13 protein-coding genes are annotated in these 16,421 nt (G+C 55.8%); 8 read left to right on the top strand and 5 right to left on the bottom strand.

Annotated features, from left to right (window positions below):
- Positions 1–294: 294 nt before the first annotated feature.
- The 5 genes from CKV94_RS06420 to CKV94_RS06400 all read right to left on the bottom strand — a co-directional run bounded on the left by CKV94_RS06420 (position 295) and on the right by CKV94_RS06400 (position 7,571).
- A complete protein-coding gene (locus CKV94_RS06420) occupies positions 295–966 on the bottom strand; it encodes a hypothetical protein (protein WP_003823893.1) in 672 nt (223 codons plus the stop codon).
- Between the two features lie 63 nt (positions 967–1,029).
- The gene (locus tag CKV94_RS06415; protein ID WP_003823891.1) at positions 1,030–2,385 is read right to left on the bottom strand and encodes a YqeG family HAD IIIA-type phosphatase; all 1,356 of its coding nucleotides are present in this window, start codon (positions 2,383–2,385) and stop codon (positions 1,030–1,032) included.
- A gap of 123 nt (positions 2,386–2,508) precedes the next feature.
- A complete protein-coding gene (gene mfd / locus CKV94_RS06410) occupies positions 2,509–6,324 on the bottom strand; it encodes a transcription-repair coupling factor (protein WP_003823890.1) in 3,816 nt (1,271 codons plus the stop codon).
- 307 nt (positions 6,325–6,631) lie between these two features.
- Complete coding sequence (locus tag CKV94_RS06405; RefSeq protein WP_003823889.1) at positions 6,632–7,117, bottom strand: YbaK/EbsC family protein; 486 nt, start codon at positions 7,115–7,117, stop codon at positions 6,632–6,634.
- Between the two features lie 166 nt (positions 7,118–7,283).
- A complete protein-coding gene (locus tag CKV94_RS06400; protein ID WP_035573973.1) occupies positions 7,284–7,571 on the bottom strand; it encodes a hypothetical protein in 288 nt (95 codons plus the stop codon).
- A 333-nt stretch (positions 7,572–7,904) separates the two neighbouring features.
- Between CKV94_RS06400 and ilvC the strand changes: the two genes are divergently transcribed.
- The 8 genes from ilvC to CKV94_RS06360 all read left to right on the top strand — a co-directional run bounded on the left by ilvC (position 7,905) and on the right by CKV94_RS06360 (position 16,339).
- Positions 7,905–8,918, top strand: coding sequence for a ketol-acid reductoisomerase (ilvC, locus tag CKV94_RS06395; RefSeq protein ID WP_003823887.1), 1,014 nt, complete (start codon positions 7,905–7,907; stop codon positions 8,916–8,918).
- 405 nt (positions 8,919–9,323) lie between these two features.
- Positions 9,324–10,157, top strand: a complete 834-nt coding sequence (gene metF / locus CKV94_RS06390) for a methylenetetrahydrofolate reductase [NAD(P)H] (protein ID WP_003823886.1) — start codon at positions 9,324–9,326, stop codon at positions 10,155–10,157.
- Positions 10,158–10,279: 122 nt separating this feature from the next.
- Positions 10,280–10,618, top strand: a complete 339-nt coding sequence (locus tag CKV94_RS06385; protein WP_003823885.1) for a CidA/LrgA family protein — start codon at positions 10,280–10,282, stop codon at positions 10,616–10,618.
- Complete coding sequence (locus tag CKV94_RS06380) at positions 10,615–11,310, top strand: LrgB family protein (protein WP_003823884.1); 696 nt, start codon at positions 10,615–10,617, stop codon at positions 11,308–11,310. Before CKV94_RS06385 ends, CKV94_RS06380 begins: the two co-directional genes overlap by 4 nt.
- Positions 11,311–11,457: 147 nt before the next feature.
- Entirely contained in the window at positions 11,458–13,221 is a 1,764-nt protein-coding gene (locus CKV94_RS06375) for an acyl-CoA dehydrogenase (RefSeq protein WP_003823883.1), read from the top strand.
- An 87-nt stretch (positions 13,222–13,308) separates the two neighbouring features.
- A complete protein-coding gene (locus CKV94_RS06370) occupies positions 13,309–13,716 on the top strand; it encodes a VOC family protein (RefSeq protein ID WP_003823881.1) in 408 nt (135 codons plus the stop codon).
- A 42-nt stretch (positions 13,717–13,758) separates the two neighbouring features.
- Complete coding sequence (locus CKV94_RS06365; RefSeq protein WP_003823880.1) at positions 13,759–14,565, top strand: DNA ligase; 807 nt, start codon at positions 13,759–13,761, stop codon at positions 14,563–14,565.
- Positions 14,566–14,743: 178 nt separating this feature from the next.
- Entirely contained in the window at positions 14,744–16,339 is a 1,596-nt protein-coding gene (locus CKV94_RS06360; RefSeq protein WP_003823879.1) for an ArnT family glycosyltransferase, read from the top strand.
- Positions 16,340–16,421: the final 82 nt, after the last annotated feature.

Genomic DNA, 16,421 nt, shown 5'->3' with positions numbered 1-16,421 from the left:
ATGTAGGTTGGACTGTAAACCCACCGTTTCGAGAGGTGTGATGGCTGCATTGGGTCTTGACCCAGCCCACGCTTACTATCCTTATTTTCTAAGAATTACATCACCAGCAGAGTCACTAGCCTACATAGACTAGATTTAAAGCCAATAATCAATTTTCAGGTAGCCTTCTATGCCACCAGTCATTCCACCACACTCTTCACTACCTTTATCTGCATGAAACGACTATATTATTTGAACCTTATACGTTTTTAAAAGGTTGTCTGAAGATTTCTCAGGTAGCTTTTAATCAACCGATCAACTATCATTCATATACTCATAAACTTTGTTGATTTGCTCGGGAATACTACCCGAAAATCGATTTTCAAAAAATGCACTCCCAATAGTAAATGTCCACGGCGAAACAGCCTTAACCTCATCCAATCTTTGATAGCTGTTAATACTTCCAGCCAAACATACTGGAATAGAAACATTTCTTACCAATTCCGCGTTGAGTCGGTTGGCATCGCCTACATAACGGTATCCCAGTAAATTAATACCATAAACCCCTTTTGCCGCATACTCCTGCGCCTCAGTAATAATATCTTCTATCTGGCCGGTCAAGACGGTCGGCCTTCCCTGAAGCCCGCCAACAAAAGGCATATACTTGATTTGATGTTTTTTGCAAAACTGATTAATAGAATCGAAAAAACGGGTTCCCATTAAAATATCGCAACCGCATTCAAACGCAATCTCTGCTCCTACCAATCCCGCATCTTCTGTATATTCAACCACTTCTAAAAAAGTCGTCTTTCCACACTCTTTCATATAAGCATAAAGATGCTTCATGTTCTCCAAAGGCAGAGGCACTTCTTTAAATCCCCAAAACTGGGCTTTACTATGCCTACATTGTTCGAATATTTTAGCTGCCTCCAGCACCGTTTGATCATTATGCGTCAGCATTACGACAAGATTGTTTTTGGTTTGCATAAGATTCCTAATCTTATATAATTTAATTTTTTAATAATGCTGAAAATATAATATCTTATTTTGTTATTTGATTAATTCCTTTGGAATCAAGCATGGGTAATACATGACCTTAGAACGATTCTTCCAAATCAATTTCTGTGCCAATACCTTGTCGGTTTTAAGGCAAATTATTTGCTGATAAATTTCAGAATGACGGTAGTATGACGAACCACGTTTTACAAAACAATGATTTTCTTCTATCAGTTGGTAGCGATGCTCAACAGGCACAGTACTTCTCAACTCTGCTTTCAATTCCCCATTTTCACACCAAACTAAAATCTGCATATCATGTGGAGTATTATTTTTAAAACGGTAATCAATATAATTATAAGACACTGATGTTACAGATGAAAATGGCACCCTATTTCGCTCAGCACTGGGGTCGAGCGCATCAGAATGCGTATGCAATTCTATAATTTCCAATGGGCTATGCAATACCAACAAATTAAGTGTGTTAGCCAAATTGCACAAACCACCGTCCACACCCATTTTCAGCTTACCCTTACTGATCACCCTTCCTTCTTTATACCCTTTCCGTACGCTGGTTTTTCCAACAAGGTGCCAAAATGAGAAAATTTCATTTGGCTTGATAACAATACCGTTAATCTTCTCACTCGCCAAGGCAAGATTAACAGCTTTATTTTGTTGTGAAATCGGATCTATACCCGGCCCATTCCGGATAATGTTCGAACTATGGCTATAAATCAGAACTGGAAGCTTTTCTATATTCCTGAACCGGGCAAATCGTGTTTTGGCACGGAGGTCACTTACATACCTCTTGGCAATTTCTTTATAACAGGAAATCTGATAAAACAAAGAATTGATATCACTGAAGTTGCGTCGCCTTACAATAGCCTCTTTAGGTTTGATTTCAATTCGGTTTTTATATCGGCTATATTGAAAGCAGGCCAAAATCAATTTTTCCAGTTGCCGTTTCTTCCCTATAGGTTCGTTGGGGTCTTTTTGCAGAAAACGCACTAAAATACTGGCAATACCGGCGCGGTTTGCACCCAAAATATCTGTAAAAATTTGATCTCCAACAACTAATGCCTGCTGCGGCGTTATCTCCAATAAATCTAATGCCTTCATATAATTGAGAGAGTTTGGCTTATGGGCATCTGCAATAAATAAAGTATTAAGGGTTTCCGCAAACGGGGCGATACGTTTGGCATTGTTGTTGGACAATAAAAGTGTTCTAAACCCGATCTGATGCAGCATTTCAAACAAATCAATAATTTCTTGAGTTACCTCAGACCCATGATGCACCAAGGTATTGTCTATATCAAAGATCAATGCCCGATAGCCTTGCTGAAACAGGTTTTCATAATCTGGAGAAAAAACACTATTGATATAAGTATATGGATAAAACACCTTAAACATAACCCCCCTTAAATGATTTAAATCCAGCCAGGTTTATTGCATCCAATCATCGTGGATAACTTTCTATTCAATATTAAATAAAATATACAATCGCAGTTACACCGATATTCTCAGACAGTCTTTCTATTTAGCGGCAACTCTTCCCCTTAGTGTTCTCAACACATTCTTCACCATATTTATCCTCGCTTCAACATCCTCCATCTGAGCCGTAAACTTCAACTTATCCACCCCGGCTAGCCGGTATTTTTTATCCGTCTGAATCAGCAGGATAATTTCTGTCGGATCGATTTGGTGGTGTTTGCCGAAGGTAATGGTTACCGATTCGCTGGTCGCGTCGATGGCGTCTATGCCCAATTCTTTTGCTGCGAGCCGCAGGTGATGGCTTTCGATGAGGGTTTTGACGGGTTGTTCGGGCAGACCGAAACGGTCGACGAGTTCTTCGTGTATGGCGTTGATTTGCTGCACGGTTTCGCAGACGGCGAGGCGTTTGTAGAGGACGAGCCGTTCGTGGATGTCGGGGCAGTAGCTTTCGGGCAGCAGGGCGGGGCTGTGTAGTTTGATTTCGGTGGTGATGCCCAGCGGTGCGTCGAGGTCGGGCTGGCGGCCTTTTTTGAGGTCGCGCACGGCTTGTTTGAGCATTTCGGTGTAGAGCGTGAAGCCGACCTGTATCATTTCGCCGGACTGTCCTTCGCCGAGGATTTCGCCTGCGCCGCGGATTTCCAAATCCTGCATGGCGAGGGTGAAACCTGCGCCGAGTTCGTCTGCCGCCGCGATGGCGTCGAGGCGTTTTTCTGCGTCTTTGGTGATGTATTCGGGTGTGAGCAGGTAGGCGTAGGCTTGGTGGTGGCTGCGGCCGACGCGCCCGCGAAGCTGGTGCAGTTGCGCCAGTCCGAATTTGTCGGCGCGGTTGATGATGATGGTGTTGGCGTTGGGGATGTCGATGCCGGTTTCGATGATGGTGGAACAGAGCAATACGTTGAATCTTTGCTGCAAAAAGTCGCGCATGACTTGCTCCAACTCGCGCTCGCGTAGTTGTCCGTGCGCCACGCCGATGCGGGCTTCGGGCAGCAGGGTTTCCAGCCGCTCGCGCATGTTTTCGATGGTATCCACTTCATTGTGCAGGAAAAATACCTGCCCGCCGCGTTTGAGTTCGCGCAATACGGCTTCGCGCACGCTGCCTTCGCTGAACGGTTTGACAAACGTTTTCACGGCGAGGCGGCGGCTGGGCGCTGTGGTAATCAGCGAGAAGTCGCGCAGGCCTTCGAGCGCCATGCTGAGGGTGCGCGGAATCGGTGTGGCGGTCATGGTGAGGATGTCGACATTGGCGCGCAGGCGTTTGAGCTGCTCTTTCTGGCGCACACCGAAGCGGTGTTCTTCATCGATAATCACTAAGCCTAAGTTTTTGAATTTGATGTCGTCCTGCACCAATTTGTGTGTGCCGATAACGATATCGACCGTGCCGTCCGCCATGCCTTCCAGCGCGACTTTGGTGGCTTTGCTGTTGTTGAAACGCGAAAGGCTGGCGACTTTCACAGGAAAATCGGCGAAACGGTCGGCGAAATTTTGCGCGTGCTGCTCGACCAGAAGCGTGGTCGGGGCGAGTACGGCGACCTGTTTGCCGCCCATCACCGCCACAAACGCGGCGCGCAGGGCGACTTCGGTTTTGCCGAAACCGACATCGCCGCACACAAGGCGGTCCATCGGCTTCGCCTGTGTCAAATCTTTAATCACGGCGGCGATGGCGGCGGCCTGGTCTTCGGTTTCTTCGTAGCCGAAGCCGTCGGCAAACGCCTGATAGTCCAACTCGTTGATTTCAAACTTGTGTCCCGATTGGGCGGCGCGTTGGGCGTAGAGGTTGAGCAACTCGGCGGCGGTGTCGCGCGCTTTTTCGGCGGCCTTGCATTTCGCCTTGTTCCACGCGCCGCTGCCGAGTTTGTGTAGGGCGACGTTTTCATGCGCTTGGCCGGAGTAGCGGCTGATTAAATGCAGTTGCGAAACAGGTACATAAAGCTGCGCTTCACCCGCGTATTCGAGCAACATCATTTCGTTGGTTTCGCCGCCCAAATCCATCGTTACCAAGCCCATATAGCGCCCGATGCCGTGTTCTTCGTGAACGACGGGATCGCCGATATTGATTTCAGCAAGGTCGCGCAACAGGCCGTCTGAAACGGCGGCGTGTTTCTTGCGGCGGTTGTGGACGCGCGAACGGGCGACGTATTGATACAACTCGGATTCGGTGATGACGGCGAGGTGCAGGCTGCTTTCGGCGGCGTTGGGGCTACCTGAAAACGAGCAAAGCGAGTTTCTGCGAAGCAAAAATTCATCCGCGCCGTTTTCAGGTAGCCTTTCGGCACGATTAAGCAGTACCAATTCGGCAGCTTGGCTTTCGCTTTCATAATGCACACGCAGAGGACGAGAATCACCTGATACGGCAAACTCGGCCAACACGCCATTCCTCGGTGTGTAGGCAAGGGTTTCGTCTAACCGGTAGGTAGACGAGCCCTGCCCGAACACCAGCACAATCCGTCCTTCCCTGTTACCGACGCGCACCCGATCGCCAAGCCTTATCTGGCTACCATTAGCATAGCGGATGGTGTTTTCAGGCTGCCTTTCGTCTGCATTGAGGCTACCTGAAAATCCGTCCGCAGCCTTTTCAGGCTGCCCGCCCAATTGGAAGCCTTCTGCCAACGGCGTAACCGTGATGCACAGCGGCGCGTTATCATCTAAAAACGCCTGCCAGCCGGCCACGGGTTTGGGTTTCAGGCCGTGCTGGGCGAAGAAGCCCAGCATGGTTTCGCGCCGGCCGGCACTTTCGGCACACAGCAGAATGCGGCCGCCAAAGGCTGTCTGAAAGTCTTGCAACGCAGCCAGCGGTTGTTCGGATTGGCGGTTTACCGCCACATCAGGCAGGGTATGGGGCGAAGTGGCGGAAAGATCAGGCCAGATTTGCGGGTAGGCTTTCAGGCTACCTGAAAAGCGGTCGGCAGTGAGATACAAATGCTGCGGGTGCAACGGCGGATAGCTTGGGTCGCCCTGCGCCAGCACGTGACGCGATTTGATTTCGCCTTCGAAGCGCACGGCTTCGGCGTGCACATCGCCCACGCATACGGCCAGGGCGTTTTCGGCGATGTAGTCGAACAGGCTGGCGCAGCCGTCTTCAAAAAACAGCGGCAGGTAGTATTCCACGCCTGCGCCGAACTGGCCGTTGCTCACGGCTTGATACACGGCGGCCTCGTTCGGGTTGCTTTGGATTTCCTCGCGGAAGCGGGTGCGGAAGATTTTTTGCGCATCGGCATCGGTGGGGAATTCGTGCGCGGGCAGCAGGCGGATTTCAGACACGGGGGCAAGGGTGCGCTGGGTATCGGGATCGAAAGTTTTGATGCTGTCGATTTCGTCGTCGAATAAATCGATGCGGTAGGGTGTGCTGCTGCCAATAGGGAACAAATCCACAATCCCGCCGCGCACGGCAAATTCGCCGCCGGCCACCACGTTGGACACGGCAGAATAGCCGGCTTCCACCAGATTTTCGCGCAGTTTGTCCAAATCCAGTGTCTGCCCCGTTTTCAGCCAAAACGTGCGCCCCATCAGGAAAGACGGCGGCGCAAGCCGCTGCATGGCGGTGGACACGGGCGCGAACAGCACGTCCGCTGCGCCGTTTTTCAGCTGCCACAGCACCGACAGCCGCTCGGACACCAAATCCTGATGCGGCGAGAAGCGTTCATAAGGCAGGGTTTCCCAATCGGGCAGGAACAGAGCGTTGTCTTGCGGGCGGAAGAATTGCCACGCGGTTTGCAGGCGCAGCGCAGTTTCGGCATCGGGCGTGAGCACGAGCTTGAGCGGCTTTTCCGGCAGGGCGGAGGCAAGAAAATAAGGCAGGCTGCCAGCGGAAAGCTGCGGCCAGCGGGACTTTTGCGCGGGTTTGGGCAGAGGGAGATTCATAGTGTACCGACAAAGGTGTGCGGCAGCCTGAAGCAAGTTCGGGCTGCCGAGTGTTTATGGTTATCCAAATAGAAACAATACGGCGTTGGTTCACTGCACGGCCTGGTTTCTATTTTGAGCAACTGTGGTTTGGATTGATGAAAAACGGATTTTAGCAGATTAAGGCTACCTGAAACTTTAGCTTTGCAGCAATTCACACCACTTATTTTCACTGCGTTGCAGCTTGCGTTTTAGCTTCGCAGAAACTTAGCCTTGGCTACGCCAAGACATCGTTTTCAGGTAGCCTTTTATACCGCGACCAAGGCGGCTAATCCACCGCCACTTCCACCGGCTGCGCGTTCAGGGCGGCGAGCGCGGGGGCGGGGGCAACGGTTACAAATAGGCCGCGGCCGCCGCCGTTGATGTACATCAGCGGCAAATCCCAGATGCTGCGTTCGGCATACACGGGCAGCGCGGTGAGGCAGCCGAATGGGCTGGTGCCGCCCACAAAATAGCCCGTCCATTTATGCGCTTGGTCGTGCGCGGCCAGCTCCACGTGTTTCATGCCGAGCTGGCGGGCAAGGTTGCGGGTAGAGATTTGGCGGTCGCCGTGCATCAACACAATCAGGCCTTTTTTGTGCTCGTTAATCAACACGATGGTTTTCACGATTTGGTGTTCGTCGATACCGAGGCACTCGGCGGAATGCGCCGTGCCGCCGTGCTCTTCATAGGGATACTGCATGGCGGTGTGCTCGATTTTATGCGCGCGCAGAAAACGGATGGCGGGGGTAACGGGATGGTGGGATTTGCTCATGAAAGGCTACCTGAAAATGTAAGCTTCAATGCAGTGAAAACCAGCGAAGCACGGTTGCGGTGCAGCTAACACGAAGCTGCAACAAAGTTAAGCGGGAAATGGGCGAATGATGCATGTATCAAACGGTTTCAGGTAGCCTGCCGTTTGCCGTGAGGCTACCTGAAAATTATTTGGCAAACGGCAGCCAACGCCGCGCCAACACATACATCACCACCCCGCCCACGGCGAACAGGGCAAACACGATGCCCTTTTTGCGCGCGTTCGGGCACAGCCAATACACGGCGAGGCTGAAGCTGAAAAACAGCAGCGACACCACCCACACCAGCTGTTTGTCTTTAAACCGGTTGAGGGTGTAGCTTTCGGTAATCATCACATACAGCTGCCAGAATCCGGCAAAGCAGATGCACAGCACGCCGGCGGGCAGGAAAATCAGGCCGAGGTCTTGATGGGTCATGGTGTGAGTTCTTTGAAAAATTGGCGCAGGCAGCATTATAAGGCTACCTGAAAACGGAGCGAAGCGGAGTTTTATAGCCTTAAATAAGACAACATGTCTAAAAATATTAGCTTTTTGCTTTTTCTCTAACCATTTTCAAAATTTTTGTCTAAAAAAGCTGTCAAATTGTCAAAATTCGGGTAGTATGCGGCATCTAAATATCCGCGACAGCGCCTATTACCCGCCTCCGCTATGCCCGCCAGCCGGCAGCGGCCACAAGCCCGCCAGCCCGCCGCACCGCATACCGGCCGCGCCGTCCGTCCCGTTTAACCGAATCCAAAAAAAGGAATCCACATGCAAGTTTACTACGATAAAGACGCCGACCTCTCCCTGATCAAAGGCAAAACCGTGGCCATCATCGGCTACGGCTCGCAAGGCCATGCCCACGCCACCAACCTGAAAGATTCCGGCGTAAACGTGATTGTCGGCCTGCGCCAAGGCGGCTCCTGGAACAAAGCCCAAGCTGCTGGTTTCGACGTACGCAGCGTGGCCGATGCCACCAAAGCCGCCGATTTGGTGATGATTCTGCTACCGGATGAAAACCAACCGGCCGTGTACCGCGCCGAAATCGAACCCAACCTGAAACAGGGCGCCGTATTGGCCTTTGCCCACGGCTTCAACGTGCACTACAACCAAATCGTGCCGCGCGCCGACTTGGACGTGGTGATGATTGCCCCCAAAGGCCCCGGCCACACCGTGCGCAGCGAATTCCTCAAAGGCGGCGGCGTGCCTTCGCTGATTGCCGTGTATCAAGACAAAAGCGGCAAAGCCCGCGACATCGCCCTCTCCTACGCCGCAGCCAACGGCGGCACCAAAGGCGGTGTGATTGAAACCAACTTCCGCGAAGAAACCGAAACCGACCTGTTCGGCGAACAAGCCGTATTGTGCGGCGGCGCGGTTGAGCTGGTGAAATGCGGCTTTGAAACCTTGGTGGAAGCCGGCTACGCGCCCGAAATGGCCTACTTCGAATGCCTACACGAGCTGAAACTGATCGTAGACTTGATGTACGAAGGCGGCATCGCCAACATGAACTACTCCATTTCCAACAACGCGGAATACGGCGAATACGTTACCGGCCCCGAAGTCATCACGCCAGCCACCAAAGAGGCGATGAAAAAAGCCCTGTATCGCATTCAAAGCGGCGAATACGCCAAAATGTTCATCCAGGAAGGCGCAACCAACTACGCCAGCATGACTGCCCGCCGCCGCCTGACCGCCGACCACCAAATTGAAAAAGTGGGCGCCCAGTTGCGCAGCATGATGCCTTGGATTGCCAAAAACAAATTGGTGGATCAAAGCAAAAACTAATTATCGGCAAGTGATTGCCTAAAAACAGGCTACCTGAAAACGAAGCTTCAACGCCTCTCAAACGCCGCATAGCGGGGTTTCGGCGAAGCTAAATTTTCAGGTAGCCTTCTTATATGCTTCCATGCTGCTCAACTCAACACAGTGCTTATACCGTGAACCATTTTGGCTGCATCGGCAGAAGGATGGCTAGCCAATCCATCGCTAGCGAATTGTTCTGCATGACCTAAATGCAATAGAGGCTACCTGAAACTCTGCCCTGTTTTAGATAATTGGTTTCAGCTAGCCTCCTCCTCAATATGAATCCTATTCATCTACTAGCGCTAATTTTTCAGCCAGCCGCCCTTGCCTAAACCCCCGCCGCCCGCTACCGTATCGCCTTTCTTTCGCATTTCGTTTCCCGCCATCATGCTACACAATACCCTCAGCTTCGAATTTTTCCCCACCCGCACGCCCGAAGGCCGCGAAAAACAGAAAATCACCCGCAAGCAGCTCTCCCAATACCAGCCCGAGTTTTTCTCCTGTACCTCCGGCGCCGGCGGCACTACCCGCGAAGGCACCATGCAAACCATCCGCGACATCCTTGCCGAAGGCATGGCCGCCGCCCCGCACATCCCCTGCGTGGGCTTGGATGCCGGCGAGCTCACCGATCTCTTGCAGGAATACAAAGATTTGGGCATCCGCCACGTGGTAGCCCTGCGCGGTGACATCCCCTCCGGCATGGGCTTGGGCACCACCGGCCTGCACCACGCCAACGAACTGGTGGAGCTCATCCGCCACCGATTCGGCGACTGGTTCCACATCGAAGTGGCTGCCTACCCCGAATACCACCCGCAATCGCGCAGCGCTGAAGACGACATCCAAAGCTTCGTGCGTAAAGTGAAAGCCGGCGCCGATTCCGCCATCACCCAGTTTTTCTTCAATGCCGACGCCTACTTCCGCTTCCTCGACGACGTGCGCGGGCGCGGCGTGGAAATCCCCATCGTGCCCGGCATCATGCCGATTGCCAACTTCTCCAAACTCGCCCGCTTCGCCGATATGTGCGGCGCCGAAATTCCGCGCTGGCTGCGGCTAAAGCTGCAATCCTATGCCGACGATACCGCCTCCATCAAAGCCTTGGGGCTGGACGTGGTAACCGAAATGTGCGGCCGCCTCCTGCGCCACGGCGCCCCCGGCCTGCATTTCTACACCCTCAACCAGGCCGGATTGTCTTCCACCATCTGCCAGCGTTTGGGCTACTAATCCGCCCTTTTCCAAATAGAGATGAAGGCTACCTGAAAAGGTTTCAGGTAGCCTTCATCTCTTCTGAGCGCCCGTCCGGTGCTATAATTCGCCCTTTCCAACATTAGCTTAGGCCAGTAACCATGTTACGCGCACTCATTATCGTTTTCGCCTGCCTAGCCGCAGGCGAAGTGCTTTTACACCTCACCCACCTCAAACTGCCCGCCAGCATCGTGGGGCTGCTGATTTTGTTCGGCCTACTCCAAGCCGGCTGGGTGAAGGAGGCCTGGTTCAAACCGATGACCGAATTCCTCATGCAGCACATGATGCTGCTGATGATTCCCGCCTGTGTGGCGCTGATGGATTATTTTTCCATCGTGGCGCACGATTTCTGGTCAATTGCCGCCGCTACCGTGGCCAGCAGCGTGCTGGTGCTGCTCGCCAGCGCGAAAACGCATGAAATCTTAAGGAGGCACAAATGAGGGAAGTCGCCACCAACCCCATTGTGCTGATTCTGATGATGCTCGCTATCTACCGCTTCAGCCTGTTTTTGCGCCTGCGCAGCGGCAGCCCGCTGGCCAACCCGCTAATGGTGAGCACGGCTTTGGTCATCGGCTACCTGAAACTCTTCGGCATCCGCTACGACGATTTCATGCAAACCGGCCGCATGGTCGGCTTTTGGCTGCAGCCGGCCATCGTGTGCCTAGCCATCCCCATGTATCAGCAATGGCCGCGCATCCGCAGCCAATGGCTGCCGATTGCCGCCTCGCAGCTGGTGGGCAGCGTAGTGGGCATTGTGAGCGGCGTGCTGTTTGCCCACTGGCTGGGCGCCAGCCACGACGTGAGCCAGTCGCTCGCCGCCAAATCGGTTACCATGCCGATTGCGCTGGAAATCACCCACGTGCTAGACGGCATCCCCGCCGTTTCCGTGGCCGCCGTGCTGCTGGCCGGCCTCACCGGCCAATTTATCGGCTTCTGGATTCTGCGCCACAGCCACATCCGCAACCCCATCTCGCACTCCATCGCGCAGGGCACGGCCTCGCACGCCATCGGCATTGCCGCCAGCCTGGAAATCAGCGGCCACTTCGCCGCCTACGCCACCCTCGGCCTGATCTTCAACGGCATCCTAACCTCCTTCCTCGCCCCGATTATCGTGCCGCTCTTGGCCGTTTAAACCTGCCGCTGGAATGGCAAAGGCTACCTGAAAGTTTCAGGTAGCCTTTTTTGCTACGTATCAAGCCAGCCCGTCGCCGCCATACCCAAGCCTCTGCGGATTTGTTATGCTAGCTCGTATCTTCCCCCTACTACACAGGAGCCTTCCATGTCCTACCGCGCCCCCATCAACGAACTCTTATTCGCCCTGCAAACCCACGGCAACCTGGCTGAAATCACCCAATGGTATGCCGAAAGCGGTTTGGACGAAGACACCGCCGCCGCCATCATCGAAGAAGCGGCCAAGTTCAGCGAAGAAGTCTTCCTGCCCACCAGCCGCACCGGCGATTTGCACGGCGCGCGATTGGAAAACGGCAAAGTCATCACCCATCCCGACCTCGCCGCCGCCTACCAAGCCTTCTGCGAAGCCGGCTGGCCCGGCCTGCGCGCCCCGGCCGAATATGGCGGCCAAGGCCTGCCTGCGGTGATTTCCGCCGCGTGCGAAGAAATGTACTACTGCGGCAACCTCGCCCTCTCGCTGCTGCCCATGCTCACCGTGGGCGCGGTGGAAACCATTGCCAAACACGGCTCCGAAGAGCAAAAGCAAACCTTCCTGCCTAAAATGAGCCAAGGCCTCTGGAGCGGCACCATGAACCTCTCCGAGCCGCAGGCCGGCACCGACCTCTCCCAAGTAGCCACCAAAGCCGTGCCGCAGGAAGACGGCAGCTACCGCATCAGCGGCCAGAAAACCTTCATCACCTGGGGCGAACACGAGCTGACCGAAAACATCATCCACCTCGTGCTTGCCCGCCTGCCCGGCACCACCTCCGGCATTAAAAGCCTTTCCCTGTTTATCGTGCCCAAATACAAAATCAAGCCCGACGGCAGCATCGGCGAGAGAAACGGCGTGTCCGCCACCGCCATCGAACACAAAATGGGCATCCACGCCAGCCCCACCTGCGTGATGCAGTTCGACGAAGCCGAAGGCTACCTCATCGGCAAAGCCGGGCGCGGCCTGCTTTATATGTTCACCATGATGAGCCACGCCCGCCTAGGCGTGGGCATCGAAGGCCACGCCGTGGCCGAAGCCGCCTACCAGCAGGCGCTGGCCTACGCCCACGAGCGCATCCAAGGCAGCGCGCCCGACGGCACCCCGCTCACCATCATCCACCACCCCGACGTTGCCCGCATGCTGCTGGTGCAAAAAGCCACCATCGCCGCCCAGCGCGCCCTGTATCTCCAAGCCGCCGCCGCGCTCGACGCCTCGCACCAACATCCCGAGCCCGCCGCCAAAAAAGCCGCCAAAGGCCGGCTCGACTACCTCATCCCCATTGTTAAGGCCTGGTGCAGCGACAACGGCACCGTGCTCGCCAACCTCGCCATGCAGGTGTTCGGCGGCGCAGGCTATATCGAAGAAACCGGCATCGCCCAGCTCGTACGCGACGTGCGCATCACCGCTATCTACGAAGGCACCAACGGCGTGCAGGCTGCCGATCTCGCCCGCAAAACCGTGTCCGACAAAGGCAGCCTCGTGCGCACCCTGCTCGCCGAAGCCCAGCAAACCGCCAACGAGCTCGCCGCCGTTGAGCCCGCCACCGCCGAGCCGCTCCAACGCGCCCTCGAATTAGCCGAACGCAGCACCGTCCTCCTCGTGCAGCAGCACGAAGCCAACCCCGCTGCCACCGCCCTAAACGCCGCCGCCTATCTGGAGCAAATCTCCCTCACCCTCGGCGCGTCCGCCTTGGCGCAAAACTTCCTGGCTGCGCGCAACGCAGAAGCACGCTTTGGCAGCGCATTCTGCCAAGCCCAGCAGCACACCGCCCGCGCCTACCTAGCCTACGTGCTGCCCCAAGCCCACGCCTGCACCGAACGCATCCGCCAAGGCGCCGAGCCCCTGCTCGCCGTGCCGTTTGAAGCCTTCGCTTCGTCTTAAAGCGCGGCATGACAAAGGCTACCTGAAAATGCAGAACCGCTTTTCAGGTAGCCTTTCAACACCTCTTCCGACTATCAAGGACAGCTGATGGAACAACATATCAACTACATTACGCTCGGTGTGGCCGACCTGGCTGAATCGCGCCGTTTTTATCGGGAAGTATTCGGCTGGCAGGAAACGGCAGACAGCAACGAAAATATTGCCTTTTTCCAGGCCGGAAACGCGCTGCTGCTCGCCCTGTTCGGCAAAGCCGCCCTGGCGCACGACGCGCAAATACCAGAACAAAGCAGCGGCTTCCCACGCTTTACCTTGGCACACAACGTGGGCAGCGAAGCCGAAGTGGACGCGCTGTTTGCCGGGTTCGCAGCAACAAATATCAACATCATCAAAGCCCCGCAGAAAGTGTTCTGGGGCGGCTACAGCGGCTACCTCGCCGACCCAGACGGCTTTTTGTGGGAAATCGCGTTTAATCCGTTTTTGCAGGAATTGCGCTGAAACCGCGCTTTCAGGTAGCCTCCACCCCCCAACAAAACCGCCATGAAATCACTCTTCCTCGTCCTCGCCGCCCTTCTGTTCGCTCCTCCCCTGTACGCCGCGCCCAACCTTATCTTGGCCAAAGAGTACAACGGTCAAAATATTGCCGGCTGGGCGATGAGCGAAAAGCTCGACGGCGTGCGCGCCTATTGGGACGGGCACAAACTCACCAGCCACCAAGGCCACCCCTTCTCCCCGCCCGCCGGTTTCACCCGTGATTTTCCGCCCTATCCGCTCGATGGCGAGCTCTACAGCCGGCGTGGCGCATTCGAGCAGATTTCCGCCGCCGTCCGCAGCGCCAACGGCGATTGGAGCGGTATCAAGCTGCACGTTTTCGATGCGCCCCAAGCCCCGGGCAACCTGTATCAGCGCCTCGCCCTCGTGCAGCGCCACCTCGCCGCCCACCCGCAAGCCAAAATCGCCGTTATCCCGCAAACCCGCGTGCGCGATGCCGCCCATGCCCAACAATTCCTGCGCCAAATCGAAGCCCAAGGCGGCGAAGGCGTGATGCTGCGCAACCCCAATATCCCCTACCAAGGCGGCCGCAGCGACAACCTGCTCAAGCTCAAAAGCGCGCACGACGCGGAATGCACCGTTACCGCCCATCACGAAGGCAAGGGCCGCAACGCTGGCCTGCTCGGCGCCGTGTCCTGCCGCAACGAAACCGGCGAATTCCGCATCGGCTCCGGTTTCAAAGACGCCGACCGCCGCAACCCGCCGCCAATCGGCAGCCGCATCACCTACAAATACCGCGGCTTCACCGCCAAAGGCACCCCCCGCTTCGCCACCTACCTGCGCCGCGCCAACTGAACCCGGCAGGCTACCTGAAAGCTGATAACCGCAGCCAAACGGCGACACAGCACCACCCTGCCCTGCCATATGCTCACTTCGTGGCCGCTCCATTTTCAGGTAGCCTCCCGCCTATCCACCCCCGCCCCGCACTTTGCTATACAATAGCGCCCAATTTGAATTTCCTGCCAAACATCCCATGCTAACCTACGTTCCGCCCGAGCAACGCCCCGCACCGCCCACTTACGAGCGGCCCTGGCTCTTGCTGCTGCTGGCTTTTGTCTGGCTGTGGCCGGGCGTGTTTGCGCACGATTTGTGGCAAGACGAAATCTCGGTGTATGCGGTTATCCGGCAGGCGGCGGAGGGCGGGCAATGGTGGCTGCCGCAGGATGGCGGGACGCTGTTTTGGGATGTGCCGCCGCTGTATATGTGGCTTTCCCTGCTGTTTTTGAAACTGTTCGGCCATCTGCCGCCGTATGAGGCGGTGCGCATGGTGAATGCCTTGCTCGCGGCGGTGTCGCTCGCGGCGATGGGCGGCGCGGGGCGGATGCTTTTGGGGCGGCGCAACGGGCGTACGGCGGTGCTGGTGCTGATCGGCTGCCCGGGCCTGCTGATGATGAGCCACTTCATCGGCGGGCAAATCGTTACCCTGTGCGGCTTGAGCCTGAGTTTCTACGCGCTGGCGATGGCGCGGCAGAAAACGGTGAAGGCGATTGTGCTCACGCTCTTGGGTTGGACGGTGTTGTCGCTTTCAGGTAGCCTGCTGCCGCTGTTGGGCGTGATGCTCACCTCGGCGCTGTTGCTGCTGGATTCGCATTGGCACAACAAACGCTTCTGGCTCACGCTTCTGGCAGCGGCGGGGCTGACGCTGCCTTTGCTGTTTGTGTGGCCGCTGGTGCTCAATGGTTTGTCGCACGAAGCCTTCCTGCAATGGTGGCGGCATCACGCGCTCGCGCCGTTCGGCGGCTTCGCCCGGTTGGATTTTGGTTTTTCCGCCGCTTATTATCTGAAAAACCTGCTGTGGTTTGCCTTCCCGGCCTGGCCGCTGGCCTTGTGGACGCTCTACCGCCAGCGCCGCCTGCCGTGCCACGGCTGGAACAGCCTGTGCCTGATTTGGCTGGCTGTGTTCGGCCTCGTGCTGGCCGCCTCGCCGCAACATATGGAAGACAACTTAATGTTGCTGTTGCCGCCTTTGGTGTTGGCGGCAGCGGCGCAGGCCGACCAGCTTCGGCGCGGCGCAGCGGCGTTTTTCAACTGGTTCGGCATCATGACGTTCGGCTCGCTGGCGCTGTTTGTGTGGCTCGGCTTTTTCGCCATGAACTTCGGCTGGCCGGTCAAGCTGGCCGAACGTGCAGCTTATTTCAGCCCGTATTATCAGCGAGATATCGATTACTTCCCGGTTATCGTGGCCGTGTTGTTCACGCCGGTGTGGCTCTTGGCGATTACGCGAAAATACGTGCGCGGCCGGCAGGCGGTAACCAACTGGGCGGCCGGGCTCACGCTGTGCTGGTCGCTCATCCTCACCCTGTTCCTGCCTTGGCTGGATGCGGCCAAAAGCTACCGCCCCGTGGTGCAGCGGCTGGAAGCCGAATTGCCGGCCGATGCCTGCGTTTCCACGCAGCACCTCGTGGTACGCCACGCCTGGCAGGAATACAGCCGTTATCCCCTAGGCGAAAACTGCCGCTTCGTCGCCACCCTGCGCCACGAATCCGTGCCCGATGCCGCCGAACTCGCCAGCGCCAACCGCCCGCGCGAGAAGCACGAGGCATTTGTGTTGTGGCAGCGGCAAGAATAATTTAAAGGCTACCTGAAAATTCAAACGGGCACAGCCCTCATAACTATCGCCTTCTCATCTGCCTTGCGCTATGATTCGACAT

The sequence above is a fragment of the Eikenella corrodens genome, from assembly GCF_900187105.1.
Taxonomy (GTDB): Bacteria; Pseudomonadota; Gammaproteobacteria; order Burkholderiales; family Neisseriaceae; genus Eikenella; species Eikenella corrodens.
This window is presented reverse-complemented; position numbering and strand designations above follow the sequence as displayed.